The sequence below is a fragment of the Imperialibacter sp. genome (assembly GCF_040222385.1).
Taxonomy (GTDB): domain Bacteria; phylum Bacteroidota; class Bacteroidia; order Cytophagales; family Cyclobacteriaceae; genus Imperialibacter.
In genome coordinates this window covers 114,850-141,195 of the sequence record NZ_JAVKDF010000039.1, presented here as the reverse complement: position 1 = coordinate 141,195, position 26,346 = coordinate 114,850, and the positions used below count along the sequence as shown (strand labels likewise).

25 protein-coding genes are annotated in these 26,346 nt (G+C 46.7%); 9 read left to right on the top strand and 16 right to left on the bottom strand.

The window, feature by feature from the left end; genetic code table 11:
- Position 1: 1 nt before the first annotated feature.
- Positions 2-2,857, bottom strand: coding sequence for a CHAT domain-containing protein (locus tag RIG68_RS20355; protein ID WP_350126488.1), 2,856 nt, complete (start codon positions 2,855-2,857; stop codon positions 2-4).
- Positions 2,858-3,032: 175 nt separating this feature from the next.
- On the opposite strand from RIG68_RS20355, the gene RIG68_RS20350 reads away from it, so the two are divergent.
- Entirely contained in the window at positions 3,033-4,070 is a 1,038-nt protein-coding gene (locus tag RIG68_RS20350; protein WP_350126485.1) for a dienelactone hydrolase family protein, read from the top strand.
- A gap of 96 nt (positions 4,071-4,166) precedes the next feature.
- The gene (locus tag RIG68_RS20345) at positions 4,167-5,570 is read left to right on the top strand and encodes an erythromycin esterase family protein (RefSeq protein ID WP_350126482.1); all 1,404 of its coding nucleotides are present in this window, start codon (positions 4,167-4,169) and stop codon (positions 5,568-5,570) included.
- Here the strand turns inward: RIG68_RS20345 and RIG68_RS20340 are convergent.
- The 8 genes from RIG68_RS20340 to RIG68_RS20305 all read right to left on the bottom strand — a co-directional run bounded on the left by RIG68_RS20340 (position 5,567) and on the right by RIG68_RS20305 (position 11,808).
- Positions 5,567-5,779, bottom strand: a complete 213-nt coding sequence (locus RIG68_RS20340; protein ID WP_350126479.1) for a helix-turn-helix domain-containing protein — start codon at positions 5,777-5,779, stop codon at positions 5,567-5,569. The two genes, RIG68_RS20345 and RIG68_RS20340, sit on opposite strands and share 4 nt — an antisense overlap.
- A complete protein-coding gene (locus RIG68_RS20335; protein ID WP_350126476.1) occupies positions 5,779-6,387 on the bottom strand; it encodes a DUF2975 domain-containing protein in 609 nt (202 codons plus the stop codon). Before RIG68_RS20335 ends, RIG68_RS20340 begins: the two co-directional genes overlap by 1 nt.
- A gap of 64 nt (positions 6,388-6,451) precedes the next feature.
- Positions 6,452-7,057 carry a DUF2975 domain-containing protein gene (locus tag RIG68_RS20330; RefSeq protein WP_350126474.1) on the bottom strand — a complete coding sequence of 202 codons (606 nt, stop codon included), beginning with the start codon at positions 7,055-7,057 and terminating at the stop codon, positions 6,452-6,454.
- A gap of 192 nt (positions 7,058-7,249) precedes the next feature.
- The gene (locus RIG68_RS20325; RefSeq protein ID WP_350126471.1) at positions 7,250-8,446 is read right to left on the bottom strand and encodes an esterase; all 1,197 of its coding nucleotides are present in this window, start codon (positions 8,444-8,446) and stop codon (positions 7,250-7,252) included.
- Between the two features lie 30 nt (positions 8,447-8,476).
- Positions 8,477-9,616, bottom strand: coding sequence for an esterase (locus tag RIG68_RS20320; RefSeq protein ID WP_350097866.1), 1,140 nt, complete (start codon positions 9,614-9,616; stop codon positions 8,477-8,479).
- Positions 9,617-9,692: 76 nt separating this feature from the next.
- Positions 9,693-10,877 carry an esterase gene (locus tag RIG68_RS20315; protein ID WP_350126468.1) on the bottom strand — a complete coding sequence of 395 codons (1,185 nt, stop codon included), beginning with the start codon at positions 10,875-10,877 and terminating at the stop codon, positions 9,693-9,695.
- 391 nt (positions 10,878-11,268) lie between these two features.
- A complete protein-coding gene (locus RIG68_RS20310) occupies positions 11,269-11,493 on the bottom strand; it encodes a DUF4926 domain-containing protein (protein WP_350126465.1) in 225 nt (74 codons plus the stop codon).
- Between the two features lie 96 nt (positions 11,494-11,589).
- Complete coding sequence (locus RIG68_RS20305; RefSeq protein WP_350126462.1) at positions 11,590-11,808, bottom strand: DUF6883 domain-containing protein; 219 nt, start codon at positions 11,806-11,808, stop codon at positions 11,590-11,592.
- Between the two features lie 208 nt (positions 11,809-12,016).
- Between RIG68_RS20305 and RIG68_RS20300 the strand changes: the two genes are divergently transcribed.
- The gene (locus tag RIG68_RS20300) at positions 12,017-12,232 is read left to right on the top strand and encodes a hypothetical protein (RefSeq protein ID WP_350126459.1); all 216 of its coding nucleotides are present in this window, start codon (positions 12,017-12,019) and stop codon (positions 12,230-12,232) included.
- 234 nt (positions 12,233-12,466) lie between these two features.
- Here the strand turns inward: RIG68_RS20300 and RIG68_RS20295 are convergent, their stop codons facing one another.
- From RIG68_RS20295 to RIG68_RS20285, 3 genes are all read right to left on the bottom strand, one after another.
- Positions 12,467-13,681 carry a LamG-like jellyroll fold domain-containing protein gene (locus RIG68_RS20295; RefSeq protein ID WP_350126456.1) on the bottom strand — a complete coding sequence of 405 codons (1,215 nt, stop codon included), beginning with the start codon at positions 13,679-13,681 and terminating at the stop codon, positions 12,467-12,469.
- Between the two features lie 328 nt (positions 13,682-14,009).
- Positions 14,010-14,222 carry a helix-turn-helix transcriptional regulator gene (locus RIG68_RS20290; RefSeq protein ID WP_350126453.1) on the bottom strand — a complete coding sequence of 71 codons (213 nt, stop codon included), beginning with the start codon at positions 14,220-14,222 and terminating at the stop codon, positions 14,010-14,012.
- Complete coding sequence (locus tag RIG68_RS20285; protein WP_350126450.1) at positions 14,219-14,701, bottom strand: hypothetical protein; 483 nt, start codon at positions 14,699-14,701, stop codon at positions 14,219-14,221. Before RIG68_RS20285 ends, RIG68_RS20290 begins: the two co-directional genes overlap by 4 nt.
- A gap of 295 nt (positions 14,702-14,996) precedes the next feature.
- Here RIG68_RS20285 and RIG68_RS20280 point away from each other — a divergent pair, with 295 nt between their 5' ends.
- From RIG68_RS20280 to RIG68_RS20270, 3 genes are all read left to right on the top strand, one after another.
- Positions 14,997-15,716, top strand: a complete 720-nt coding sequence (locus RIG68_RS20280) for a hypothetical protein (protein WP_350126447.1) — start codon at positions 14,997-14,999, stop codon at positions 15,714-15,716.
- A gap of 148 nt (positions 15,717-15,864) precedes the next feature.
- On the top strand, positions 15,865-16,071 hold the full coding sequence (locus RIG68_RS20275) for a hypothetical protein (protein ID WP_350126444.1): 207 nt from the start codon (positions 15,865-15,867) through the stop codon (positions 16,069-16,071).
- Positions 16,072-16,232: 161 nt separating this feature from the next.
- Complete coding sequence (locus tag RIG68_RS20270; RefSeq protein WP_350126441.1) at positions 16,233-17,150, top strand: sugar phosphate isomerase/epimerase family protein; 918 nt, start codon at positions 16,233-16,235, stop codon at positions 17,148-17,150.
- Positions 17,151-17,258: 108 nt separating this feature from the next.
- On the opposite strand, the gene pdxR is transcribed toward RIG68_RS20270, so the two are convergent.
- Positions 17,259-18,722: a MocR-like pyridoxine biosynthesis transcription factor PdxR gene (gene pdxR / locus RIG68_RS20265; RefSeq protein WP_350126438.1), complete on the bottom strand. Its 1,464-nt coding sequence runs from the start codon at positions 18,720-18,722 to the stop codon at positions 17,259-17,261.
- Between the two features lie 81 nt (positions 18,723-18,803).
- Here pdxR and RIG68_RS20260 point away from each other — a divergent pair, with 81 nt between their 5' ends.
- Genes RIG68_RS20260 through RIG68_RS20250 form a run of 3 tightly spaced genes read left to right on the top strand, consistent with a single transcriptional unit; the run spans position 18,804 to position 20,927 of the window.
- Positions 18,804-19,244 (top strand): DoxX family protein, encoded by a 441-nt coding sequence (locus tag RIG68_RS20260; protein WP_350126435.1) that lies wholly within the window; start codon positions 18,804-18,806, stop codon positions 19,242-19,244.
- Complete coding sequence (locus RIG68_RS20255) at positions 19,241-19,984, top strand: hypothetical protein (RefSeq protein ID WP_350126432.1); 744 nt, start codon at positions 19,241-19,243, stop codon at positions 19,982-19,984. Before RIG68_RS20260 ends, RIG68_RS20255 begins: the two co-directional genes overlap by 4 nt.
- A complete protein-coding gene (locus RIG68_RS20250) occupies positions 19,977-20,927 on the top strand; it encodes an EamA family transporter (RefSeq protein WP_350126429.1) in 951 nt (316 codons plus the stop codon). The genes RIG68_RS20255 and RIG68_RS20250 overlap by 8 nt, the downstream gene beginning before the upstream one ends.
- A gap of 102 nt (positions 20,928-21,029) precedes the next feature.
- Here the strand turns inward: RIG68_RS20250 and RIG68_RS20245 are convergent, their stop codons facing one another.
- The 3 genes from RIG68_RS20245 to RIG68_RS20235 all read right to left on the bottom strand — a co-directional run bounded on the left by RIG68_RS20245 (position 21,030) and on the right by RIG68_RS20235 (position 26,185).
- On the bottom strand, positions 21,030-22,166 hold the full coding sequence (locus tag RIG68_RS20245) for a ThuA domain-containing protein (protein WP_350126426.1): 1,137 nt from the start codon (positions 22,164-22,166) through the stop codon (positions 21,030-21,032).
- A 150-nt stretch (positions 22,167-22,316) separates the two neighbouring features.
- Positions 22,317-23,462, bottom strand: coding sequence for a formate-dependent phosphoribosylglycinamide formyltransferase (gene purT / locus RIG68_RS20240; protein ID WP_350126423.1), 1,146 nt, complete (start codon positions 23,460-23,462; stop codon positions 22,317-22,319).
- Positions 23,463-23,632: 170 nt separating this feature from the next.
- Positions 23,633-26,185 (bottom strand): T9SS type A sorting domain-containing protein, encoded by a 2,553-nt coding sequence (locus RIG68_RS20235; RefSeq protein WP_350126420.1) that lies wholly within the window; start codon positions 26,183-26,185, stop codon positions 23,633-23,635.
- Positions 26,186-26,346 lie beyond the last annotated feature (161 nt).

Genomic DNA, 26,346 nt, shown 5'->3' with positions numbered 1-26,346 from the left:
GCTATTGCCCCTGACAAACAAGCCCTGACCAAAAATGCGGATGAGCCATAAGCTCGTCCGCATTTTTCAGGTATTTTCTCTTGGCAAGAGACAGGCTGGTGGCTGCACTTTCCCCCTGACTTATCCCTTCATAAAAACTCCCAACCAAAGAGGAGGTTGTGCCATCGGAAAGGTTCCACAAAGACGCTACGACGTTGGCTACACCAGCCTGTTTAAATGCCCTGGCCAGGCTGTACGTACCTTCTCCTTCCACCACGGGCCCAAAGGCCGACTGACAAGCCGTGAGCACCACTGTATGCGCCTTGATCGACAAGGGTGCAATTTCGTACCCATACAGGGCATCCTGATCAAGGCCTGTGGGAGAATAGCAGTCAATCTTATTCTCCAATTTATCAGCCAAACTGGACGATGCATGTAAACCCAGGTGGATAATATCTCCCGCCGCCACCATGTCGTCAATCAACCTTTGTCGGGTTACTTCCTCATTTGTTCTCACCTGAACATCACTCCCTGAAAACACTTTACCGAGCAATGCGACTTCCCGCTTTGTGCCGGGCAGTGCATCAAGCTCACCCAGTGATTTTGTAAACGAATAGGCAACAACCTCATCTGTAGGAAGTCCGTTTTTACCTTGATTAAGAGCATAAATTTGCAAGCTCGGCGCATAATTCACCTCACAGGTCTTGATCAGATAAGGTGCATCCCGAAATGAAACAGCCACCTCCGTTGCGAGCACTTCAAATGGAAGATAAGCCAACGCACCGTCGGGAATGACCAGAAGAGACTTTTGGATATTACCTAGCGGCCTTAATAACTTGTTGTACAACAGTGCCGAGGATTCCATAAAGGCTTCTTTTGCTGCCCCACCCTGTCGATTGGGCAGCTTCGCCAGTTGCGTTTCCAACACATTAAGAGCTGTCGTAAAAGGCGCATCCACCTCAACTCGCTCAAATCGGCCCTCGCCGCCGTAACTTAAGGCATACACATAGTCGTCATTCACAAAATACTGCACAAAGGTGGCTTCACGGGCGTCGGCCATGTCGGCATAATGAGTGTAGGAATCCGGGTTTATCTGATATTTGGCTTTGTAGTAGTTCGGGTATTTGTCCTGCATGTCGGCATAGTAGTCGTCGGCCTTTCTTAGCAGTGCAGTCATTTCCCTTGAATCGTAAGCGTAGCTCCTCTTCATGGCGGCTATCTGGGCTTTCAGTTGAAGCTCCGTTGTCCTGAATTCCTCCGGCACTTCCAAAAAATATTCCTGGTTCCTGGCAAGCAAGTCCTGGTAGGTAATCAGTCCTTTGCTCCTTTCCATGTACATATGTGCCTGGTTCAGGAAAGCTGTGTCTTGCGTAAGCTGATGCAAATGAAAGCTCGCCTCAATAGCCCCGGAATAAACCATCCGGCCAATGCGCAAAAACATCAGCAGCGCATCCTCTTCAACAGCCCTGATTTGTTGGAACATCAGCGAATCGATCAACTGATATATTTCAAATGATCGCCTTAGGCTCTCCTGATCAGAAGACCTGTCTTTATAGCGTTGCAACTCGATTTCCGCCAGTTGCTGATAGTTCACGAAATTAAAACCCCGGTTGGAGACTTCGGGCGATGTCACAACCTCCCAGGAGAAAGGGGCATTTTTGTAGGGTGAAAAGTAGACGATGCCTGCAAAAATATTCTTCTCCGCTTTGTCATACTGTCCTAATTGCCGGTACAAGTATGACAGCACCCAAAACGCCTCTGTTGTTTGAACAATATCAGGAAGCTTTTGCCTGGAAAAATGTGCCACAGCCCTCTCATAGGCATCGATACTTGCCTGAGCATCTCCCCTTAGAAAGTGATAAAAGCCGTACAAACGGTCGGAGCTAATCCAGGCATTGCTTGCAAAGTGCGCAGGCAAACTTTCCAGACGCATCATTTGGAGGCGGAACAAAGAGTCGTTATTCACGATCATTTCATGAAGCGCTCTTTCCCTCAAAAGCTTGGCCAGGCTAGCGGTGTCTGCTTGCAATTGGACTTTTTCGTCCGCCAACTGATAGTAGTAAGTGGCCGAATCGAATTTCTCCATTCGTCGCATCAGTGTTGCCTTCAGAATCAGCAACTCATGAAGATCTTTGTTGTGAGGCTTTTGTCTTAAGCCATCTTCTGTGTAGCCAAGGGCTGCTACAAAATCCCTATTGGTAATGGCCACTTCCGAAAGCTGCACGAGAAGTCGTGGAATATGGGGCGACAGCACTTCAAAATCGCCAGCCATATCCAGCGCTTTTTTGTAATAGAAATAAGATGAATCAGTTTCGCCGTGCACCATCTGATGACACCAGGCAAGCTGCTCCAACATGGCAAAATACTCGAAAGTCTCCTTTTTATCGTCAGACCGAAGCAATGCCCCGGCATGATAAAAGTCTTTAAGGCCAGAGCGGCCATTTCTGGTTTCAAAAATGCCCTGAAGGAGACTTTCTGCTACCTTTTGACTGGCAGTAACGGCACCTGGTAAACGATCTAGGGAAAACATACTAAGGGTATCATTGGACAAGAAACGGCATAGCTCCCCGTTGATGGAAGCATACACTTTTTCTTCCGGCCCTAATACTTTTGCCAGGCTATCGTACAGTTCATAAGCTCGCTGGTATTCTCCTACATTTCTTTCTTGATCTGCTAACGAAACGGGGGACAAAAAGCTGTGCGTTGATGCCAGATTACGCTCAATCTCCCTCTTGTCCTTAGAACTACAGGCTACCATCAGGGCAAAGACCAGCACCGCCAAAGCTTGCTCGCAATGCAGGCTCGACAAGCTCTTTTTTGCCAAAAAAATAAATGCATTGAGCACACCTGTAATAGGCCTGCCGCCGGTGTCCTTCATAGAACCGATCCTCTGAGTTGTTTAGTTAGGTATAATAACGCAGTTGCTACCGGAAAGTAAAGTTTACTCATCGTGAAAGCAAAAGGTGCCATTGGAAATTGTGAAACAACACCGTTTGCCGCAGATAAAAACGTGTTTAAAAAATGCTTACCTTCCAATAGCAAAAAACAAGCGTATGCTTCATGCCCGAAGAATATTCATCAAGAAATCTGTAACTGCTTCGCTGGCCGGGATACTACCGCTTAATCAATTCGTTCTATCTATGCCCCTTCAAGACACATCTTACGCCGACTACCAGGCCTCCCAGCGCAAAAAGCTCCTTGAACTATTGGGAGACTTGCCCACCCGGCATGCGCCCAAGCCTCCGCAACTAATTCGAAAAGAAAAGCGCAACGGCTACACCCTGGAGTACTTGCAGTTCGACTTCAATGGGCTGGAGAAGGTGCCTGGCATCCTACTCGTGCCTGACAACCTGAAAGGCAAAGCACCCTGCATGCTCTATTGCCATGCCCACTTTGGCACCTATGAAGTAGGAAAAGAAGAATTGCTTAACGGCCGAACTGTGATGCCGGCCTATGCAGAAGTATATGCGCAAAAGGGCATCATGACCCTGGCCATCGATAGTTGGTGCTTTGGCGAAAGGAACCGGTTGAAAAATGGAGCGTTTGGCGAAGCCGACACTTTCAAGGAAATGCTATGGAAAGGGCAAACACTTTTTGGTATGATGCTGTGGGACGAAATGAAAGCCCTCGACTACCTGCTGGCCCGGCCGGAAGCCGACACCAGCCGGGTGGGCGTGTTCGGGCTCTCGATGGGGGCCACCAAAGCCTGGTGGCTGGCGGCGCTCGACACCCGCATCACTACCTGCCTCGACCTGTGCTGCCTCACCGACTTTGACGAGCTGATGAAAATCGGCAATCTCAGTGGCCATGGTATCTACTATTATGTGCCTTCAATACTCAAACATTTTTCTGCCAGCACCATTAACGAGCTGATAGTTCCCCGGCCCCACCTCAGCTTGAATGGACGGTTGGATTTGCTGACTCCGCCTGCCGGTGTGGAGAAAATCAGAGACTATCTGCTGCCGCTGTACAAGCAACATGGCCGGGAAGAAGATTGCCTCATCGAGCTGTTCGACTGCCCGCATGAAGAGCTGCCTGAGATGCGAAAGCTGGTGGTAGGATGGCTGGATAAGTATTTGGTGAAGGGGTAACAGACCTGCCTAAGGAGATTCAATCGAAAAAAATAGTAATGGTAAGTTTTTTCTAAGCTGTTTCTTCTCCAGAGACCCACCGAAAACTACCTGACCATGAAAATACGTTCGCTCTGTTTCCAGAAACCTGTATTACTTGTACTCAGTTTCACAACTCTCTTGTTTGCTTGCAAGAATTCCGACGACTCAGAAGAGCCTGCGACTGACGATGACATGCCAATATTCGCCGAGGCACCTGCGGCAATTAGTATCGCTGAACGAGCAGAGCGAATTGACTGGCTTACACAAAACACGTACGTTCCTCGAAGCATTGACCCGTTTGATGAGGACTACTCAGATCTGGCCTTCCTCAAGGATGTCATTGGAAGCAAAAGAGTGGTAATGCTCGGAGAAATGTCGCATGGAGATGGCTCGACCTTCAAAGCCAAGGCCCGACTTATCCGCTTTCTGCATCAGGAAATGGGATTTGACATGATCGCCTGGGAAAGTGGTCTTTACGACTGCCACAAAGCATGGACAAAAATTGAAAATGGTACCAAAGGTATGGAGGCAGCCCGCAACTCTATCAATACACTTTGGTCTGCTACCTCTGAGGTTTATCCCGTATTCAACTACTGGGATGGAGACGTGACTCCTTTGGAATTAATAGGATTCGATATTCAGTTCTTTGGCAACTACAAAAGCAATTTCACCACGGATCTTAATGCGTTCCTGAAAAATAATGATGCTGCTTTTGCCGCTTCATCAGGCTGGACAGACCTGAGCAGAGAGCTGGTGACTTTATTCAGCTATTATGATGCCCCCACAGTGCTCGATGATATCGATTTCGAGCTCATCGACAATGGGCTTACCAACCTGATAACAAAGCTTCAGACGTTCAGCCAAAATGGCGAACTTCCTCTTTTGTCCCAAAGAGACTTTTGGGTGCAGGTCTGTGAAAGCACCCTGGGCTACGCAGAATTCACGCAACTTCTGGCAGTAGAAAAGGATTATAAGAAGGCTGGTAACGCACGAGACAAATATATGGGAGGCAATCTGAACTGGATGATCAACAAATTCAGCGACAGAAAGATCATCGTTTGGGGTGCCACCACTCACCTTTCGAGAAACTTGGATAAGGTGGCAGTATATGATGTGAAAACCGATAAATTCCCACTGTTGGCTCCCGAATTTATAACTATGGGCAATTACACGCATGAAACTAACAACAGTCACATTTACACTATTGGTTTTACAGCCTATGGAGGAAAATTAAACGACTGGACAAAAGGGAAAGCAGTTGATTTGATCGAGCCATTGGACGGCAGCATAGAGGACCTGCTCGGTGAAGTCGGGAATGACTTTGGGTTTGTTAACTACAGAAGCGATCTCGCACCCTGGATGTCACAACCCTTCATTTCCAAACCTTATGGTAATGGCAATGAGTTGGCGATTTGGCCTGATGTTTTTGATGGGCTTTTCTATATCAAAACCATGGAGCCTTCAAGCTACAATCCCTAACCCTCCTCCTCCCTGAATTCTAAAATATCCCCCGGCTGGCAATCCAGTATCTGGCAAATTGCCTCCAGGGTAGAAAACCGTACTGCCTTCGCCTTCCCCGTTTTGAGTATGGAAAGATTGGCTTCGGTGATGCCCAGCCTGTCGGCCAGGTCTTTGGAACGGATCTTCCGCTTCGCCATCATTACATCGAGATTGACTATAATCGGCATCAGATAGTGAGTTCGTTTTCCTGTTGAATTTCCTGCCCCTGTTCAAATGCTACGCCCAGCACCATGATGATGAGGCCCATTAGAAACACGGTAAAGTCAAAAGACGAGTCTGAAACAACCTTTAGTCCTTCAAACAGATAATTATATTCAAGCCACCACACCATGGCCTTCGCCACCAGCCAATTGGCAAATGGAGCAATAACAATCAGCAAACCGAGCAATTTCACTCTTTGTATATTGTCCTTATTGAAAGAGTTGCTTCTTCTCACGTCGTTGATAATGCTTTTGAAAACGAAGAGCACATAGGTCAGGTATCCAACAGACAGGTATACAATCGAAAGTAGTAGTGCTTTTAAACCTCCGTCAATTGGTTGGCTTAATTTCATAGTGTCTACCCTGATTTTGAACGATTCTGGAATACTGCCCGCCAGGGTTTCGCCAAGGCTTTTCTGCAATACGTCCGACTGCACCCTGAGGTGGGGTTCGGTTATCTCGTAATACCTTCCTTCTTTCATTGTCACCAGAGAAACAGTGCCTACAGCCACGCCCAGCCACAGCGACAATATCAGGAAGGTGATGACACCCTGGGCAATATTGAGTTTTTTCATATCATCAATTTTACAACCACAAGCTATTTAAGAATTGAACAGAACCGTATTGAAAGTGCTCTCCCTAAATTGTCAGTTCGTTTTCCTCCTGTATTTTTTGGCCCTGCTCGAAGGCTACACCCAGCACCACAATCAACAACCCAAGAATGAACACCGGCCAGCCCAGACTGGCGTCTGTTTCCAGGGTCATTCCTTCGAAATGAAATCGATTATCGATCCAAAACGAGAAAAAGACATTGAGTATCCACTCGCCCAAAGGAGCAAGCACAACCAGCGTACCGATAAGCTTCACTCTCTTGCTACTGCTCAGGTTGAACGGTGTGCCCTTCATCACATCATGAATGATTGTTGCTATGAGCCATAGTATCCAGAGCATATAGCCCGACACCATAAACATCATTGCGATCACAATCAACCTTAGATTGAGATGTACCGGCAGCATCATTTCCAGCGTTTCCACAGAAAGTAACATGGGTTTATCCGGAACAGGCAACTGCGATCTCAACACTTCCTGTAATTGATCCGATTTGATTACCCAATGCGGCTGTTCGATCTCGATAAACACACCTTCCTTCATCGACGCAAAGAAGATGGTAACGAACACCATCCCTAAAATCAGCAAGCCCATGCTGGCTTTAATAATGATGCGAATGATGCGAAGCTTATTCATGTTATGCGGAAATTAATTATTGATAAACAATAATAATATATCTTTTATTAATGTCAAATAATATTTAAAGAATTCATGCTCCGTTAAACTGCAGTTAAAGGGATTCAAATGAAAAACTGCATTCCAGGGAAACAAAAAAAGGCCTGCCCCAAAGAGCAGACCTGAAACCATAAATCGAGTAAAAACCAGTTTCTACTTAAACAGCACCGGCGCAAACTGCGAAAGGTAAACCCGCCAGTTTCTCCAGATATGCCCTCCTTCGGATTCCACATACTGGTACTTCATACCCATGCCATCCAGCTTAGCCCGGTACTCTTCGTTGGCTTTGTAAAGGAAGTCGGTTTTGCCGATGCCTATCCAGTAGAGTTTGTAACCATTGTCTTTTTGCTTCTTCAATGTGCCGTCGAAGTCAGAATATACTTTGCCTGTGGCATCGTCTCTCGACATGATAGCGGCTGAAAACAGCCCCACATAATCAAACGTGTTGGGGAAATAGCGGGAGATGTGTAGTGAATGAAAGCCTCCCATGGAAAGCCCCGCTATGGCCCGGTTGGCCTTGTCTGCCTTTACCCGGTAGTTCGCTTCAGTGAACTTAATGATGTCCATAAAATTAGCCTCGTAAGTGCCGTCCATTGTTTTGGGAACCATGAACTGCGGCTTGTAGAACCCCTCACTTCCTTCTCCCGGAGCTGCATCCTGGATGACATTACCATTAGGCATCACCACAATCATCGGTTTTACTTTGCCTTGTGCAATCATGTTATCCATGATTTGGGCGGTTCGGCCCAGCGCTATCCATGCTTCTTCGTCGCCACCGGCACCATGCAGCAGATACAGCACAGGATATTTCTCTGTCGATTTTTCGTACCCCGGCGGTGTATAAATAGTGAGCCTGCGATCCATTTTCAGTCCCGGCGAATCGTACCAGCGACGGGTTACGGTACCGTGCGGAATATCCATCACTTTATAAAGGTCGGCCTGGCCTCCACCAATGATGAACAAATTGGTCAGCGAAGCCACATCCCTGATGATAAAAGGATTACTGGGATCAATTGTCCTGAGACCATCCACGATGAAGGAATAGTTGTATAACTCTGAGCTCAATGGGCCGGTCTTATACGACCAGACACCGTTTTCACCTTTAGTCAGCAATGCGCTGCCCGGTGCATCAAACTCGCCCCTTTCTGTCTTTATTTTCACCGTAGGTAAAAAGTCACCTGTCACCTTCACCGTGTCGGCATTGGGGGTCATAAAACGGAACGTCACTGAATTGTCAGGGAGGATTTCCGGTGAAACAATCTGTTGCCCACCAAACAGCGACTGCTGGGCATAGGAACCAAACCCGATAAGGGTTGTAAACAGGATAAGTAAGAGCTTGTTATTTTTCATTTTTATGATTTTTTAAACGTCGGTCTTCTTTTATTTAAACAATAAGGGGGCAAAGTCTCTGAGGTTACGCCTCCACTCCCTGAAAGTGTGGGCGTAACTGCCATTTTCGTATTCGTATTTGATCCCAAAGCCATCAAACATGGCCATCATATTGAGGTTGTTCTGGTAGGCGATGTCGGCTTCACCCCCCATAAAAATCTTAAACTTTTTGAAGTTGTTGATTTCTTTGTTGGTCATTACATCAGCATACTTTTCTTTGATTTCAGCAATGTTTGGAGGGAAGTAGCCGGTGCTCAGAGGAAACACATATGCAAAAAGGTCGGGGTGCCAGAGGGCAAGGTTCACCGTTTGGATGCCTCCCATGGAAAGCCCGGCAATGGCCCTGTGTTCTCTTTTGGCAGAAACCGGATAAGTCTTTTCCACAAAGGGAATGATGGACTGCACAAAATCCCGGCAAAACGGATCCTGCTGATCACCTGCACCCATAAAGAAGCCCTGGATATGGGTGTGACCAGCAGGCATTACCACGATCATAGGCTCAAGTTTCCCCTGAGCGTAGAGGTTGTCGAGGATCAGGTTGGCACGGCCGGCCGTTGTCCAGCTGGCGTCATTGTCGCCTCCGCCGTGGAGCAGATACAGCACAGGCAGCTTCTTCGTTTTGCTGATTTGGTCATAGTTGGGTGGTAGGTACACGTGCAGCCGTCGGGTAACGCCGTCCAGCGCAGTCGATTTGTACCAAACCATCTCCACTTTTCCATGTGGTACGTCTTTGAGTGCCTGAAAGTCATTGCCAGGTCCTGCTATTTCAAACAGGTTAGAATAACCACTGTTGCTTTCCTTTGACCTGGGGTTTTTGGGATCAAAAACCTTCAGTCCGTCCACCGTAAAGTCGTAGGTATAAACATCGGGCAGCAGTGCTTCGCTGGTCGTCGCTGACCAAACGCCCTGCTCGTCCTTTTGCAAAACCAATCCGGGGAAGCCTCCGGGAAAGTCGCCACTCACCCTTACTTCAGACGCTTTGGGCGCATAAATGCTCAACGCCACTTTACCATTTTTCAATTGGCGAACTGATTGAAGGGTATCGTTGGGTGTCGGTTCCCTGGCTGGGAATTGGGCATATAAACTACCGGCGCACATCAACATGGCCAGTAAAAGGATCGATTTGTTCATTGGTAGCATCGTTTATCCACATCGCCCGTTCAGGGTCCCTTTCAGGAGACCCCAAACCGGGCTCCATGGTGTTAGTTCACTTAAACAGCACCGGCGCAAACTGCGACAGGTAAATACGCCAGTTGGTCCAGGTGTGGCCTCCGGTGCTCTCCAGGTACTTGTACTTAAAGTTATGCTTGTCGAGTGTGTTTCGCAGGTTGACCACACTATCGTACAGGAAGTCGTCCTTTCCGCAGGCAATCCAATACACTTTAGGGCTCGCCTTTTTTAACGCCTCAATATCGTTGTCACGATCGTCGCCATTATTAGGCAGCATAGGACTGTCCTTCACGAAGCCCATGCTCATCACGCAGATGTAGTCGAACATGGCTGGATTGTCGAACGTGGTATTGAGCGTTTGCCACCCTCCCATGCTGAGACCCGATAAAGCCCGGTTCTCTTTTCCTTTCTTCGCACGATAATGACTTTCTACATAGGGAATTACATCCTTTACCAGGCTTTGCTCAAATTTCTTGTTCGCCATACCGAAGCCGCCCTGGCCTTCCTGGATTGGGAGTTTGGCAGGGGCCTCAATGCTGGCTGCTGTTTGATCGGGGTTGCCATTGGTCATTACCACAATCATGGGCTTGGCCTGGCCGGAATTGATCAGGTTGTCCATGATGGTGGGCGTCAGGCCGAGTTCCGTCCAAGCGTCTTCATCGCCACCGCCGCCATGCAGCAGGTAAAAGACAGGGTAGGTCTCTTTGCTGTTGTTCTCGTATCCGGGTGGGGTATACACATACATGCGTCGGGTGAGGCCAAGTGTTGGCGACTCGTACCAAACCTTCGACACCATGCCTTTGGGGCCGTGCTTTGGCTCGTACAGATCCGAGCCTTTGCCCTTGATCATAAAGAAGCTGATGTTACGCACACCGTCCCTTTTCACCAGGGCATTGGAAGCATCCAGCGCATACGCCCCATCGACCGTGAAGTTGTAGCCATACAGCTCAGCCTCCAGCGGGCCGACAGTAACCGCCCACAGTCCGGTATCTCCTTTGACAAGGGGCTCGGTTTTGCCCTGCCCCATCCAATCACCCGACAAAGTGATTTCGTTGGCATTGGGTGCATACACCCGAAAAGTAATTTTATTGTCGGCATGTATTTCCGGCGACACCACCGGATTGCGGCGAAATTGCGCTGAGGCAGTATTGGCCAGGCTCACCGTGACCCCAAGCACCAGCAGAAAGCCAAGGGCTCTCCTATTCAGTAAGTGTTTCTTCATTGGTATGTAGTTTAAGTATGGGAGGCCTGCCCCCGTTCTCTAAAGGTAGTGGTTTCATTGTGTCGATACAACACAATTTACTACCCAAGATGAAAAATTGACCTTTAGATGATTCAAGTGTCCACTTGGATCACAGTCATTGAAGTGTCTCGCTTCTTCTATTACGCATATTTTAAAAACTCGATATCCAAAAGCACCTTTTCTAAAGGAGTCGCTAGCTTAACTGACAAAACCAAAACTTGGCTCAAAAGATTGGCCCGGAAAAATTAATAGTTGAAAGGTACAGTAGTGGCGAAACGCTGAAACAAGGAATCCACCAACCTGGTCGACCAGAAGAGCCCCTGGCAGGGTGAAGGAATTTATTCTATGAAATATTTTGCAAAAAATGTGGCTAGGCAATTTCCCTGCTATGTGCCACCTCATTGGCCTTGACAGATCTGACCTGATTGGCTTTGAGCGTTTCCACACTTCGGGTCTTGCCCATCAGAGTGAAAAATTCCACTTCATACCCTTTCCGGTTGTCATGAATCATTACGACCGTACCAATATCACCTTTCACCAAGCCACGCTCAGGCAAATCTTCCTTCAAAACTACTCTGTCAAAATTCTCTATCATCGCTAAAAAGGATATGCAGTGACTAATTTAAGAAAATCGGCTTCTTTTTCCTTGAACCAAACACTTTTAATCAACACACTTTCCCTGTGCGGGGTTTTACCCTGTTAAAATGTATTTCATGCCAAAAGGTGTTGTTTCCTTCGAATTTGATGACTGAGATTGCACGAAATGGGTTAACAAGGCCTCTTCAAAAACCCTCCAATAACTTGCGTGAAAACCATTCTTGATGAAAAAATAGGCTTTAGATCCTCCGTCAGGATGGTCAGTATTAAGCAAATATCTAGTGATCTTTTCTTTCTCGACAATTACTTTCAAGAGGAGTATTTCTTTTTCTCTTATCTAAAGAGATTAACTTATCTAAATTTCAAATAAACAGTAAATTTAACAACGTCAATAACCTTTTTTTTCAGAGTCGAAGAAAAAGGTAATGCCATTGATAAAGGCGGTAGCGAGGTGGGTGACAAGATCCGAGCGAGACCCTCGAACCAGTGGAGTGAGGTACTAAGCATTGAATAACCAATACATGAATCAAAAGACTCGCAGTGAATTCGCTATCTACTATGGCCTTGGCTGTATCCTGATAGCCCTTGGAGGCATCGGAGTTAGTGGCTATTGGGGCTATCAAATCGTTACTGAACAGGCCGACTTTTCCTGGGGCATCCTGGCCATGCTGCTTGCGATGATCGCTACGACGGGATCGCTGGGCTGGGTGCTGATTCGGAGGGGGGATGGGGGTTGATTTGGGCTGTGGTAGGGTTCGAGCTGCAAGTTCGAAGCAGCGAAAAGGATAGATTTGAAGCTCTGAGCGAGATGCTCGAACCAGCAAGAAGCCCGGGGAATGATGGAGTGAAGTGGGGAGAGAAGCTGAAAGCTTCATGAAAGGATTGCCACAAGTTACACTAGTGCTAAACTTGCGGCAGACTAAGGGAGCCATGTCTATTTTTCACTATATCCTATCTACAGAAAGGTACTTCTACATCATGAAAGCGGTTACATTTTGTTCGAAGAGCTGCAAAATTTCTCCATCGTTTAGTATCCTATTGTAGATTAAAATATCGTCGATATCACCCAAAAAAAAGCTGGACGAAGAAAGACTGCCCAAGATCATTGAATTAGGAAAATCGTATATCTCTATTCCCTCAAGACTCTTAGTATATACTAACTCGCCGTTAAGATAAACTTTTGCAGTAGAAAGGTCATATGATGCCGTAAGATTTACCCAACCGCTTCGATATTCGTAAAACGGCACATCAACGATGACTCGACTAGATATTCCAGTCCTAATATCATAAGAAGAATTAAACTTATCGTTCCTCAAATCAAAGCGGTATCCATTATTAAACAGAATTTCCCCATCATTATACTCTTCTGTTTTAACCCACACTGAATAGGTGATTGTTGAAGGCGTACTGGGAATATTTCGGTTGTAACTAATATTACTAGTAACTCCATCAAAAGCTCTTGCATGGTTCTTAACACCAAACCTATCAACTGTTTTTGTACTTTTGTCGGCACCAACTATACTGCCGACAACCGACTTTGCATCAACTCCTAGAGGGGCAAAGAATATCAACCCGTTTCTGGGAAAATCCTTTGGTTCAACAATAAGAAGCTCATCATCACTCCTGACATCATTTCCTTCAACAGCCAGTGTCAGTTTTCCTGAAGATGCGTCTGAAGGTACAACTACTTCCATTTTGTTTCTGCTAGCAGAAATTGGCGTTGTAGGTCGGCTATCATTAAATAAAATTTGGTTATCAGATGCGATGGCAGCAAAATGCCTTCCTGAAACCCTTACCGTATCCCCAACACGTTGAATGAGGCGGTCTATCTCATCAATGACCGGGAGATACGTAAAAACTGGGCCTTCCAATTCAATTGTATCGGCCGCAATTGAGACCATACCTGTTTCTGCTCCAGAGGGCACAACTACTTCAAGATTATCACCCTCAAAACCGATTTTGGTTCCCTTTATACCGGAAAAATATACTTCACAACTTTCTCCAATACCGTCAAAATCTTCCACCAGAATTCTAACGGTATCCCCCTCCAGCCCAATATTGGGTGTGATAGTAAGAATCCCCGGAACAAGGACTTTAGGTTCTTCCTCATCTTTCCCACAACTGACAATCAAAATCGAGCCAACGGAAGTAATGAATAACACAGAGAACAAGTTTGATAATTTCACACCAATAAGTCTAAAACTTTTCCCAAAAGTATCTCTTTCAAATAGATAAAAAAGTAAAAACGTCATTTTCTCTACTCGCAAAATTCTAACTATAGCATAACTTATGGCTGTTGCAAATCAAGCTTTTAGCTTGCTCTACAAAATAAAAACAACCAGTAGCAAAACCTGGCCTCCCTCTCACTGCTCTGTCCCCCAATAGACCCTTTATACACTTCCTAACCACCTATAAAGGATCAGGCTTGGGGGGAACTTGTCGACCACTTTGAAAGCGCCATTCTTCACAAGCCGACATAACCGCAGACAACCCGATCAGCCTTAAAGTTACCCACTACTCTCCCTCCGTCAACATAAATATCTCCTCAACCGGCACCTTAAAATACCTGGCAATTTTCAAGGCAATGACTGTGGAAGGAATAAATCGCCCCACCTCGATGGTACTGATCGTCTTTCTCGACACGCCGATCTCATTGGCCAGGTCACTTTGACTCATCCGGTGTTCAGCCCGCAACACATGAATGCGGTTTTCAAGCCTCTCGTTCATGTGTCCATCGAGCTAAACTCCTCGTCTCCTTCTGTTTTAAAAAGGATGAAAAAACTAACACTGAAAGTGGCCAGCATAAAGAAGGCAGCGAGGTTCAGGTAGAATTCCGTTGGAAAAAACGAGCTATCCCTGCTGGTGAACATCATGGTGAGGCAAAGCATTGAGAAAGTCAGGCTCCAGGAGATCCTGCAGGCCCTGTTCATCACCTGAGCTACAAAACTATCCGTTGACGTAAGCAGGTAATACCGATCCTTTCCCGGAACAAACCTTAGCTTCCAAAACACAGTAATGCCCAGCAAAACCAACGCAACAGCTACCACAACCTTGGCTACCACATTCAGGTAGTTAGTAGTAGCACCGTTCACCAAATAAAGAGCGGTCTTGATGCCAAAAACCAGCGATAGCAGCAGCATGGAGCCGAACAATAGCCTCCGATGCATATCCACCTGGTCGGCACTCGATTTTTTTACTTGTCCCATTTTTTAGACGTTTAAGTGAAAAAGACAAACTGAAACCCAAAGATAGCACATTGACACCTTAAGGTTACAATATTTTATGCTTTTTTGTTCAAGCATTCCTTTGCATCCGCAAGTTCCTCTCTGGTCTGCCGCCCAACAGGCCCTACACATATTCTATAACACCCTGTCAGGGGACAGGGCGTGGGGTATGAGCTACAAAAAATATTGCATCTCAACATTCGACAATTCCATGCAAGACTGCCATATTCGCTGCCGATTGCAGACATCAACTCACAACCTTATCTAAAAGTACATTATGAGCGCTCTTTCGATAAAATTCGTAGCAACCACCCTGCTATGCGTGGCATTACTTTCAACAGTCAATGCCCAAATGATCATGGAAATCGACTCCTCGCTTAGCACCAAAGCACAGCCTCAGCAGGTGAAGTATAAAGGCATGAAAGCAGTGCCCTATTACTACTTTGATGAATATAAAATTGTCTATGCCAAGGCCGGGTGGCTTACTACCAATAGCAGAAGCAATGTGCAGGGCACTATTTCTTCCTCCAGCCAGCAGCTGGCGTTCACCATGATCAACGGAGCTGGCGACACGGCCATCGTCAATATGTCGAAAGACGGACTGGTACAAAGCTCCCAAAACTCCTGGTTCCCCAACATTACCATGTCGCAGGGTTCGCAGAATGTAACAGCTCTTATCACCTCCAGCGCTGACACGCTCACCTGGGGACTGGCGGCTTCGGTAGCCAATGGTGTTTTTACCGGCGCTATCAAAACCGATACGGAGGAATACAAGCTGGTGCCTGTCAAGCGGATGGACAATGGCAGAGTAGCTCCTTTCACCCTCTGGGTAGGCTTCGCCATCTACAAGGGAGACGTTGAAATTGGTGCCGTGCAGGCTACTCCCAAGCGAAACGTGTGGATACTGCCTGATCTGCCAGCTGATCAAAAGCTTAAGATGGCTGCACTCTGCCTTGCCATGATCATTGAGGAGCAGAATGAATGGCTGGTGCAATAAAGTACTGGCTACAGTGAGGCACTAATCACTACGGTCAATGACTGCTCCAACCCGGGCACCTACTTATGCTCTTGGTAACACATGCGTATTCCAAAAAGAACATCTATTTCGTATATTTGAGCAGCCGACTGGCCAAATCAATATCTCTATGAAGGTAATTCTGGAAATAAAAGACGACAAGGCTGCATTCGTTATGGAAGTGCTAAAGAATTTTTCATTCGTAAAAGCTAAACCACTCACCCCTTACAAGGCTGAACTCCTTGAGGGGCTAAAGGAGGCAGTAGAGGAAGTGAACCAGGTCAAAGCCGGCAAGAAGAAGGCACAACCCCTCAGTGAGTTCCTTGGTGAGTTATAAAATTGAGACGATTACCGATAAGAATCTGCAAACCCTACTCAATCTAATTGAGTGAAGCATAGAGCAACTGGAGCAAATTCGAATAAACATCAACTACCAACATTAACCTTCGATTTCCCCTGAACTTGCGTAACTTTGACGCATTAAACACTGAAAACACTATGAAACGTTATTTACAATTGAGCTTTGTCTTTTTGTTTGCACTGTCGCTTGGCTTCACTGCGTGCGATACCAAAACCAAATCAGCAGAAAGCACCGAAGCTACTGACACCACTGAGGTAACACCTACTTCATTTGGCGGTCTGGCCCTTTACACCGTGCGTGATTCTATGGCCACCGACCCCAAGACTACCCTTCAGGCCGTGGCCGATGCCGGTTACGCCTATGTAGAAGCTGCCAACTACGAAGATGGCAAGTTCTACGGCATGGCACCAGCCGATTTCAAAGCTTACCTTGCCACCCTTGGTTTGACAGCAAAAAGCGCTCACATGGGCATGGTGACGATGGAAAATGCAGACCAGCTGATCGCCGACACCAAGTCCGCTGGCATTGAATACTTCGTGATACCAGTACCCCCAATGGGCATGTTCACTTTCAACAGAGAAACCATGACAATGGGCATGAAAGGCACGCCTGCTGACATAGCAGAGATTTTGAATACGCTTGGTGAAAAATGTAAGGCCGCTGGGTTGAAACTGCTCTACCACAACCACAACTTTGAGTTTATGCCAGGAGAAGATGGCACTGTGCTGATCGACTACCTGCTGGAAAATTGCAACGCCGACGTTGTTAACTTCCAGATGGATCTTTTCTGGGTAGCCAAGGCGGGTGCTGATCCGCTTGCCTACTTTGAGAAGTATCCAGGGCGTTTCAAAGCATGGCACGTGAAGGATATGAATGCTGAAGGCAATTTTGCACCGGTAGGCACCGGAAGCATCGACTTTAAGAAAATACTGGCTGCCAAAGCTCAGTCAGGTATGGAGTTCTACATGGTGGAGCAAGATGCCACCTTCGGTCTGCCTCCCTTTGAGGCGATTAACATCAGCCACAAAGGCCTGGCTGAAATCGGATTCAAATAAAACATGACCAGCTTCAGTGTCCTCTTCGTGAGGCTCTGAGTGAAAGCCAAATATCAGAAGCGAAAAGCCAGCCGCAAGGTTGGCTTTTTTTGTTAGGCAGCCTGCCCCTCACATACACTCACCCAGAATCTCAACTCCTCTCCGCTGCTCCTCCAGCGTGAGCGACGAAAACCCGAGCCTCACCGCATTGAACTTCACCTTGTCGGTATCGTAGTCCCGCCCGTCTCTTATCAGCAGCCCCTTCCTGCCTGCTCTCTCCGATATTTTTGCCAGGTCGTTCTTCAGGAACTTCACCCAAACCGACATCCCTCCTTTCGGCACTTCAAAAGCCACCTCAGCACCAAAACGATCCTCCAGCAGCTCACAAAGATGGTCTCTCCGGTCCCGGTATATATTAACAGATTTTTTGATGTGGCGGGCAATGGTGCCGTCTTTGAACCACTCGGCAATGGCATTTTCCAGCAGACTATCGCCCTGGATATCGATCGATTTTCTCAGATAAACGGCATGTCGAATGAAGTTAGCCGGCGCCACAATAAAGCCCAGCCTGATCGCCGGTGCCAGGGTTTTCGTGAACGTGCCGATGTAAATCACATGACCATGCCTATCGAGGCTCGCCATGGGCATGATGGGTTTGCTGGCGTAATGAAAGTCATAATCATAATCGTCCTCAAGGATAGCAAATTTATATTGCGCAGCCAGTTGCAGCAGCTTCACTCTCCTCTCAGGGGCCAGCGTCACCGTGGTGGGATGATGGTGGTGCGGAATCACATACACCAATCTTATCTTTCTCCGGCGGCAAAGCTTTTCAACTTCATCTACATCGAGTCCATACTCATCCACAGGCACCTCGTCGATTTTTGCACCCAACTGCCTTAATGTGAGACTGGCATCACCGTATCCAGGCCGACCAACAATCACATGATCTCCCTTGTCCAAAATGATAGAGCCAGATAAATAAAGTCCCATTTGAGCTCCCCTGGTAATCAGTATGTTCTCGGGCGATACCGGCAGTCCCCTCGTTTCATTCAAAAAGTCGGAAAGCGCCTGCCTCAAAAACATAGATCCCTGAGCACCTCCGTACATCAGGTACCTCCTCTGTCCTGGTAAATGAGACAGGCTCCTCATGGTTTTGATCAGCTGCTCTATCGGAGCCAGCCTCACATCAGGAAACCCATCCCCAAAGTTGATCTTTCCCGACGGCGGGAAATCAGCCGCATGAAAGGGCACAATTTTGCTTTCGTCATACTCGAAGCCAGCCTTTTCTGGTATGACGAATTGATCAGCCTCTTCAATTTTTGATGGAGCAAGCAAAGGAAGACTCTTTCTTACAAACGTCCCTTTCCTTGGCAGCATCTCTATCCACCCCTGGGCTTCCAGCTCGTTCAATGCTGCCACCACTGTCATTCGGTTGACGCTCAACAAACCAGCCATTTCTCTGGAACCGGGCAACTTCAATCCTTTCCTCAATCTGCCCAGCCTGATATGGTGAATAAAGCCATTGGCGATCTGAAGATAGACAGGCGTTTCTGCACTGGCATCCCACTGAACAAGGTCTGTGATCAGCTTCATGTCTGGATTAGCTAAAAAGTTAAAACTGGATTATTAAAATCATCCAGACAATATAGAGCTTTGGCCTATCAAAGCACAATAATGAGCAACAAAACGAACCTGTTCACTTTCCTACTCCGTATGACTTTGGCGGCCACTTATATCTCAGCCTACTCGAGCCGCATCAATCTGTTTGGCGGCCACCCCGACGGCTGGCAACATTTCCTTGACTATGCTGGGGAGGTAAACTCATACGCTCCAGACGTAATCAAACCGTTGCTGGCATTCATTGCCACAGCATTGGAAATTTCCATTTCACTCCTGCTGATGGCGGGCTATAAAACCAAACCTGTAGCGACCGTTTCAGGCATCTTAACTTTCCTTTTTGCCGGGGCCATGACCTATTCATTTGGCATCAAAGAGCCGCTCGACTATGGTGTTTTCGTCAACTTCACTGCCGCCTTTTTGCTGGCCACACTGCCCGCTGACAGTTGGAGCCTGGATCACTATCTCACCCACCGAACAAGCATTAGCAGATCATGAAGATCACTCTCACTCTCCTCTTGCTGATCAGCTCAATACCTCTGCTGTCCCGGAACCGACAGGACTCCACCGCCCGCCCCCTGCTTCTTACAGGCAGCATCGACATCACCAACAATGGTATTTCCCCTGTGCCTGCCTTCTCTCTAGGCAAACCAGCTGTGATGACGGCATTCTCTCTCCAGAAAAATAAGTTTTCATTCAACCATCAATTCAACTACGGTATTGACGGCAAGCCCTGGTCGTCCAACAACTGGTTTCGCTTTCAGTTTCCCTGGCGGAAATTTGTTTTCCGGGCAGGAACCAACTGGTCGCTGTTTTTCAAACAGTCGACGATTGTTGAAAACAACCAGACCATCACAGTCAAAAGAGTGAACAGATATTCTGAAAATGAGTTGGCTGTCTACTACGAAGTGAACGACCACCTTTCTATTCAGGCCATCTGGTGGCACGATGAAGGACTTGATGTGGATGCAGTGAAAAGAGGAGATTTCTGGAGCCTGGCAACGGAGATCAACACCTTTCCCGGGTCAAGTTATTTCAACCTGAAGCTGCGGCCCAACCTCTTTTACCTGAGGAACAAAATCCCTTTCCAAGGGCTCTTTGTGTCGAACAAAACCACATTGACATACAAGCAACTTCCTCTTTCCATTTTCTTTCAGGCGGTACAGCCCCTGGCTGCGGATGGCAGTGGCAAATTTACCTGGAATATTGGCCTTAACTATAGCTTCAACAATGAATAACTCAAGAGAAAAAACCATACTGGCATTCGCCGCCGTTTACCTGGTTTGGGGTTCTACCTTTTTAGGAGTTTCTATTGCCCTCAAGTCCTTCCCTCCTTTCCTTTTATCGGCCATGCGTTTCCTCATCGGAGGGCTGGCGCTGGCTAGCTTTTGTTATATCAGAAAAGAAAAGCTGCCTTCATACAGAGAAATTCTCAGCTTTGCCTTTTGGGGAATCATCATTTTCGGCGGTGGGGTAATCGCTGTTGTGTGGGCACAACAATACCTTCCTTCGTCGCTGGCTTCCATCATTATTACCACACCCTTTTGGTTTATAGTGCTCGACAAATCGCAGTGGCATGTTAATTTTCGAAGCCCGTGGATCATGAGTGGACTCACGGCCGGGCTTATTGGTGTGGTATTGCTGGTTTCTCAAAAACCGACCGCCAGCTTTGGCGCTGTCTCACTGGAGCACTCCCGGGCCATTCTGGTGATGGTGTGCGGAAGCGTTTTATGGGTTATTGGATCCCTTCGTCTGAGAAGTTTTCAAACAGAAACCTCTGTGTTCACAAAAACGGCCATCCACCTTCTGGCAGCCGGTGTTTTCGCTATCAGCGTCTCTTTCATTTCAGGCGAATTCTCTGCGCTACAATTACACCAGATCAGAACCGACTCCGTGGTGGCCGTACTGTTCCTGTCCATTCTCAGCACCACCGCCACTTTTATGGCATTCATTTGGCTGGTCAGAACGCAACCTGTGTCCATAGTAAGTACCTACTCATATGTGAATCCGATGGTGGCTGTACTGTTAGGAGTGTTAGTTGGCGGAGAAACCATGAACACGCTTCAGGTGATGGCTATGGTTGTTATCCTTTCAGGGGTACTCTTTGTCAATATGCCAAAATATCTACTGAGGATGAAGGCACTAAAATCACGCAATATCCGGCCAGCGGTGCTTAGCTGACGACCGTAATTTTGCCCGTAGCTTCTCTGGCTCTTTTCTCCGGATCGGCTGATTCTTTTACGTCAATGTTGGATATGGGCAAGTCCGGGAAACTCGCCTATTTCACTGCAGCGATTCCACACTGATGTTTTTGTCTGCCCAATACTGATCGTCATGAAAAGCAAACTGACTGGGCTCATACACACCGACGGTGTCCACATCAGCCCTATCCGGAACCGTGAGATCGAGCGACCAAAAAACGCCATTGACCAGCATTCTGCGAGTGCCTTCGGTCAACAAATCGGTGGCAGCTCCCATGGTCGACGTGAATACCTTTCCAGGCTGACCTCCGGGAAGCTGGTAACTTTTCACCCACGCCACAGGCATCATCGGATCATTCCGATTGATAGTTTTCTCGTTTCCGTCTCTATCCTTTTCTATTTCCTCTCCGGCCACGTCCGTATCTGAAAAACGCATGCCATACAAGGCATCGTCGGCAGCAAACTCACCTGCCCGATTCACAACTTGTCCCAACACGATGGGTTGCGAATCGCCTGGCAATGGCAACCGCACGCCATACACATCGGTCGGTCCCCATATTTCTCCTTCACCAATTCCCTTCAGAATGGGATGACTTTCGGCACCCGCTGCCACCACTCCCCGGGTACTTTGGTGCTGATGGTGGCCGTGGTGAGAAATCCATTTTTCGCCCAAAACCAGTCGCCCAAACCCTCCCTTCCATTCACCTTCTCCATCGAAGTTGTTACCATAGTACGACCAGCGTGAAGCAGAATCGGCTTCTGTAAAATTGAAAGCATGGGTGGCAGTCCGTATCCCAATCACAGGCTTGCCACTTTTTAAATAATTGTCGATGTACTGCATTTGCTGATCTGGCAAAGCACGAAAACGGGTAAAAATAACCATCAAATCAGCAGTTTCAAGGGCCTCCAACCCTGGTATATTGCGTCCATAATTGGGATTGACTATGCCTGGCAAGCTGGGGTCTTGTGCAAACAGTACTGTGCAGTTGAATCCGTGGCGAGCAGAGAGAATCTTGGCCAATTGAGGAAGTGCTTCCTCCGACCGGTACTCTTCGTCGCCGGAAACCAGCACCACCTTCGGCATGTCTGCCCGTCCTTCAAAGGTTAACCACTCCTTGGTTTTTCCAGCTTGTTCAGCTTGACCTGCGTCCGTATTGGTTTTGCATTTTACGCAAATGAGGAGAATGATCAGAGCAAATGCATAACGGACAAATTTCATGACAGATCGTTTAGGTAGATATAAAGGAAAAACACAAGGTTTAAAGTAGCACTTTTTCCCGAACACTCCACTGCTGTTCATTGCAGTTTTTGAGATAAAAACAGATTTCATCAAATCAGAGGCCGGAGACTACTACCCAGCAGGATGCAATCAAATTTCTTTTGTAGCCACCTTGATCTTTGCAGCGGCGGCTCTCGCCCTGGCAACGGCATCTTCACCCCTGGCCAATACCACCGCCATGCGTCTATAAGGCCTCGTAGTGGGTTTCCCGAAGATGCGCACATCGATGTCGGGCGCAGCCATGGCAACTTCCACTCCTGTGTAAGTTGGTAACACACCGTCTTTCGTGGCCAATACCACGGCACTGGCTCCTTTTGTTACAGTAATGTTGGGGATGGGCAAACCCAGGATTGCCCTTGCATGTAAGTCAAACTCGCTGAGGTTTTGGCTGACCAATGTTACCATACCTGTGTCGTGTGGCCGGGGGCTGAGCTCGCTGAAAATGACCTCGTCTTTGGTAACGAAAAACTCCACACCGAAAATACCCACGCCACCCAGGTCGTCGGTCACGGCTTTGGCCATGGCTTCTGCATCCCGTCGGAATTGATCAGTCATTGGTTGTGGTTGCCAACTGTACTGATAGTCGCCCCGTTCCTGCACATGGCCAATGGGATCGCAGAAAAGCGTGGGGCCGTTCTTTTGCTTCACAGTGAGCAGCGTTATTTCGTAGTCAAACCGGATAAACTCCTCCACAATCACCCGCTGTCTGTCGCCCCGCATACCTGCACAGGCATAGTCCCAGCTGTTTTGGATGTCATCAGCGGTTTGAGCTACACTCTGCCCCTTGCCACTGCTGCTCATCACCGGCTTGATCACCACTGGAAATCCAATTGTTTTAGCTTCTTCCATCAGTTGCTCAGCAGACTCCGCATAGGCGAAGTGAGCGGTGCGAATGCCGAGACCTGCTGCCAGGTCACGGATGCGGTCACGGTTCATTGTCATGTTCACAGCCCTGGCACTCGGCACTACAGTCTTGCCTTCCTTTTCCATCTCCACCAGCACTTCTGTACGAATGGCTTCAATTTCCGGCACGATCAGGTCTGGTTGGTGACGTTCGACGGCTTCTCTGAGTTTGTCAGCATCCAGCATATTGAAAACTTCGTTTTCATCGGCCACCTGCATGGCTGGTGCACCCACATAGCTATCGCAGGCCACTACATAACAGCCCAGCCTTTTGGCACTGATGACGAATTCTTTTCCGAGTTCTCCTGAGCCGAGGAGGAGTATTTTTTTCATGGGGGGTATTGTAATAAATTCAAATTATCGCACCCTTTTTAATTTATTCATCAAAACAAATGCGCCAGGCCTTGTTAGCGTTTCAAATACGCTTAGCTTAGTCGAAGTCTCTTCTTGGAGTTAGTGCTAGCAAACAGTTTTGCGGCCACCAGAAGGTTGATCCGAATTGATCAATTCTTAATTACCCTTAGCGTCAGCGACTCTTTGCCATCTGTTATCTTTATTATATAAATGCCTGATTTTAGCTCTCCAAAATAAATCCTCTTCTCAGGCTGGTCACTTTGTAGTTCTCCGATCCTAACAATTCTCCCATCTATGGTATAGATTGAATAATTCAAATCCTTAAGTTCAACCCCTGTCCCCAATAACAGAAAGTCATCAGTCGGGTTTGGGTATGCCCCGACCATATTTGGCAAAAGGTTTGCTATGCCAGCGACTTCAGACACACTTAATTCCCGGTTTACTTCCACAGCTGGTAAAAAGTTATCATTTCCCTCTTGAGAGGCAGTTATAATAGTCGTCCCTACTCCAACCAAAGACAAAATTTCACCGTCAACTAGAGCGACCGTTGTGTCCGAGGATATAAAATCGACAGGGAGTCCCGACGAAGAAGTTGCTTCCAATCTAAATGGCTCGCTTTCAGGAACAACCGGCTTAAGTTCATCGAAGGTAATCACCTGATCAGCTTTTCGTATAACAAGTTGCTGAGAAGTACTGACGCTCATATAAGTTTCGTCCCCAGGCTGACTGGCAAATATCTTGACAACCCCTGCCTTCTGAATACTGGCTGTGCCATCAGTGATTGCCAAAATTGATTCATCTGAACTACTAAATTCTACATCAAGCCCAGAGCTAGATGTAGCAGCAAGAACAAAATCTGGTTCGCCAAACACTTTCTCCTCTAGAGGAGAAAATTCCACTGTTTGCGGCTCCCCATTCTTAAGAGATAAAACACCATTTTCTCCGGTGCCAAGATAAATAGAGTCGGATGTTACAAGAATGGATTGAATAAAGGTTGGGTATTCAAAAGGCTTGATTTCTACGGTCGTCCAGCTAATTCCCAGATCCTCCGAAATATGGATTGATGAAAGGCCGGCCGCATATAATTTGCCTTCAAAAGAATATAGATCGTCAATGATAGCATCTAAGCTGCTTATTTTAGACCAAGTAATTCCTGCATCCTCCGATCTGTAAGATCCTGCTGCAAAGCCGGTTGTAATCAAAACATCATCAACAAATATGAAATTATCCACTCTATGATTTTCGGCTCCATTATCAATCCTTTGCCAGTTTGCCTCTAAGTGATTTGTTACATACAATCCATCACTCGTGCCCACGTACAACTTGTCACCTATTGATTCAAATTGAAATGTTTCAAGTGAGCCAAGGCCATTACTAAAGTTTTCCCAGGTGGCTTCACCAGCGTAGTTCCACACTCCCTGTTGCAGGGTGCTAACAAAGAACCCTTCCGAAGTATGTACCATCTCTTTTGAAAAGAGGAAATCATTCGTATAAGGAAAGTATTTTATTGTCTCACCTGTTACTTTATCAAAACTGGCAATATGTGATCCGGAATTAATCACAAGATACAGCGTATCGTCTACATACACCGGCTCTCCGTATCCTAAACAAAACTTTGAAAATTTCTCTGACTGTAAACCCCTGGCGTAGGAACCGGTGTTTCTGGAGTAGGCCAGCATTCCTCCATCATCTTTCACTACAAGCCCCTCAATGTACGCACTTGTTATTCCCTCAACTCCTTCGTCTTTCCAGCTTTCACCCCCATCATTGCTTACATAAACGGACTGACGAGAAGTAATCACTATTTTTTCGTCCTTAGCCGCTATACATTCCAAAAATTCACCGTTTGTACGTTCAAAACCTACATCCCTCCATATCAATTCGTCGATATTAGCAATGTAAGCTTTATCATTTATAGCATATAATTTATCTCCATCCCTATAAAGGTACCGAACCCAGGTACCTGCCAGGCCTTCATTTTTTTGTACCCAGGATTCTCCATAGTTTTCGCTGAACCAAACGCCACCAGTTTGCGTGCCAACAAAAATCTTTGAATCAAAAACGATCATTCTCGTTTGAAAAAAATCAAATGGTAAATTTGAAATAACCTTCCAACTAGCCCCTCCGTCATCAGAAAAATAAAAGGTCGAATCTTTTGCTCCAGCAAAAATCATATTACCCTGAACAAACAGATTGATAAATTCTATTCCGGCAAGCCCCTCAAAGTGCCTCGCCTCCAATTCTGAATCCAGTACGTAGGCCAACCCCGTGGAGGTTGAAAATATTATTGAATCACCTTTGAACCCCAAGCCATTCACTCTAATATTTGAATATGACGGAATAAAGAAAACTTTCGGAATCCATGTATTACCTTCATCTTCTGAATAGTTAATTCCAGCATTAAAATCCCATGTAAAAAGCCTACCATCGGGTGATTCTACAAAGTACCCCTCAAAATATAAATTATTAATTGCTGTATTTACTTTCGTCCATTTTCCAGCGTCACCTTGTTTGTACATGCCCGCAAGGGTAGAAAGAATATAAGTTCCGTTCTCAGAAAGAGATATATCTCTGGTCACCCCAATATCATATGGCCCTAAGTTATTTATTTGTGCATTGACACTTGAAACATAGAATATTAAGACAGGTATAATTAAATGCCTAAAAAATAAATAGACTTTCCTGGTAATCCTTCTCTTCATGTTGCTAGTAGTTTTATTTATACCTGTTAATGCGTTTTCCTTTAAAAAAAGATTATTTCTAGAATCAGAAACCCTGATTGATTAAAGATTACATTATTCCTTTTACAGAAGAATAAAATTGCCACAAAAAATAATACCTATTTCAATCGCCTAAACTTAAT

Excerpts from the sequence above, each read along its gene's own strand:
- RIG68_RS20355 (WP_350126488.1), bottom strand. The coding sequence starts at position 2,857 with ATGAAGGACACCGGCGGCAGGCCTATTACAGGTGTGCTCAATGCATTT.
- RIG68_RS20350 (WP_350126485.1), top strand. The coding sequence starts at position 3,033 with ATGCTTCATGCCCGAAGAATATTCATCAAGAAATCTGTAACTGCTTCG.
- RIG68_RS20345 (WP_350126482.1), top strand. The coding sequence starts at position 4,167 with ATGAAAATACGTTCGCTCTGTTTCCAGAAACCTGTATTACTTGTACTC.
- RIG68_RS20340 (WP_350126479.1), bottom strand. The coding sequence starts at position 5,779 with ATGCCGATTATAGTCAATCTCGATGTAATGATGGCGAAGCGGAAGATC.
- RIG68_RS20335 (WP_350126476.1), bottom strand. The coding sequence starts at position 6,387 with ATGAAAAAACTCAATATTGCCCAGGGTGTCATCACCTTCCTGATATTG.
- RIG68_RS20330 (WP_350126474.1), bottom strand. The coding sequence starts at position 7,057 with ATGAATAAGCTTCGCATCATTCGCATCATTATTAAAGCCAGCATGGGC.
- RIG68_RS20325 (WP_350126471.1), bottom strand. The coding sequence starts at position 8,446 with ATGAAAAATAACAAGCTCTTACTTATCCTGTTTACAACCCTTATCGGG.
- RIG68_RS20320 (WP_350097866.1), bottom strand. The coding sequence starts at position 9,616 with ATGAACAAATCGATCCTTTTACTGGCCATGTTGATGTGCGCCGGTAGT.
- RIG68_RS20315 (WP_350126468.1), bottom strand. The coding sequence starts at position 10,877 with ATGAAGAAACACTTACTGAATAGGAGAGCCCTTGGCTTTCTGCTGGTG.
- RIG68_RS20310 (WP_350126465.1), bottom strand. The coding sequence starts at position 11,493 with ATGATAGAGAATTTTGACAGAGTAGTTTTGAAGGAAGATTTGCCTGAG.
- RIG68_RS20300 (WP_350126459.1), top strand. The coding sequence starts at position 12,017 with ATGAATCAAAAGACTCGCAGTGAATTCGCTATCTACTATGGCCTTGGC.
- RIG68_RS20290 (WP_350126453.1), bottom strand. The coding sequence starts at position 14,222 with ATGAACGAGAGGCTTGAAAACCGCATTCATGTGTTGCGGGCTGAACAC.
- RIG68_RS20285 (WP_350126450.1), bottom strand. The coding sequence starts at position 14,701 with ATGGGACAAGTAAAAAAATCGAGTGCCGACCAGGTGGATATGCATCGG.
- RIG68_RS20280 (WP_350126447.1), top strand. The coding sequence starts at position 14,997 with ATGAGCGCTCTTTCGATAAAATTCGTAGCAACCACCCTGCTATGCGTG.
- RIG68_RS20275 (WP_350126444.1), top strand. The coding sequence starts at position 15,865 with ATGAAGGTAATTCTGGAAATAAAAGACGACAAGGCTGCATTCGTTATG.
- RIG68_RS20270 (WP_350126441.1), top strand. The coding sequence starts at position 16,233 with ATGAAACGTTATTTACAATTGAGCTTTGTCTTTTTGTTTGCACTGTCG.
- pdxR (WP_350126438.1), bottom strand. The coding sequence starts at position 18,722 with ATGAAGCTGATCACAGACCTTGTTCAGTGGGATGCCAGTGCAGAAACG.
- RIG68_RS20260 (WP_350126435.1), top strand. The coding sequence starts at position 18,804 with ATGAGCAACAAAACGAACCTGTTCACTTTCCTACTCCGTATGACTTTG.
- RIG68_RS20255 (WP_350126432.1), top strand. The coding sequence starts at position 19,241 with ATGAAGATCACTCTCACTCTCCTCTTGCTGATCAGCTCAATACCTCTG.
- RIG68_RS20250 (WP_350126429.1), top strand. The coding sequence starts at position 19,977 with ATGAATAACTCAAGAGAAAAAACCATACTGGCATTCGCCGCCGTTTAC.
- RIG68_RS20245 (WP_350126426.1), bottom strand. The coding sequence starts at position 22,166 with ATGAAATTTGTCCGTTATGCATTTGCTCTGATCATTCTCCTCATTTGC.
- purT (WP_350126423.1), bottom strand. The coding sequence starts at position 23,462 with ATGAAAAAAATACTCCTCCTCGGCTCAGGAGAACTCGGAAAAGAATTC.
- RIG68_RS20235 (WP_350126420.1), bottom strand. The coding sequence starts at position 26,185 with ATGAAGAGAAGGATTACCAGGAAAGTCTATTTATTTTTTAGGCATTTA.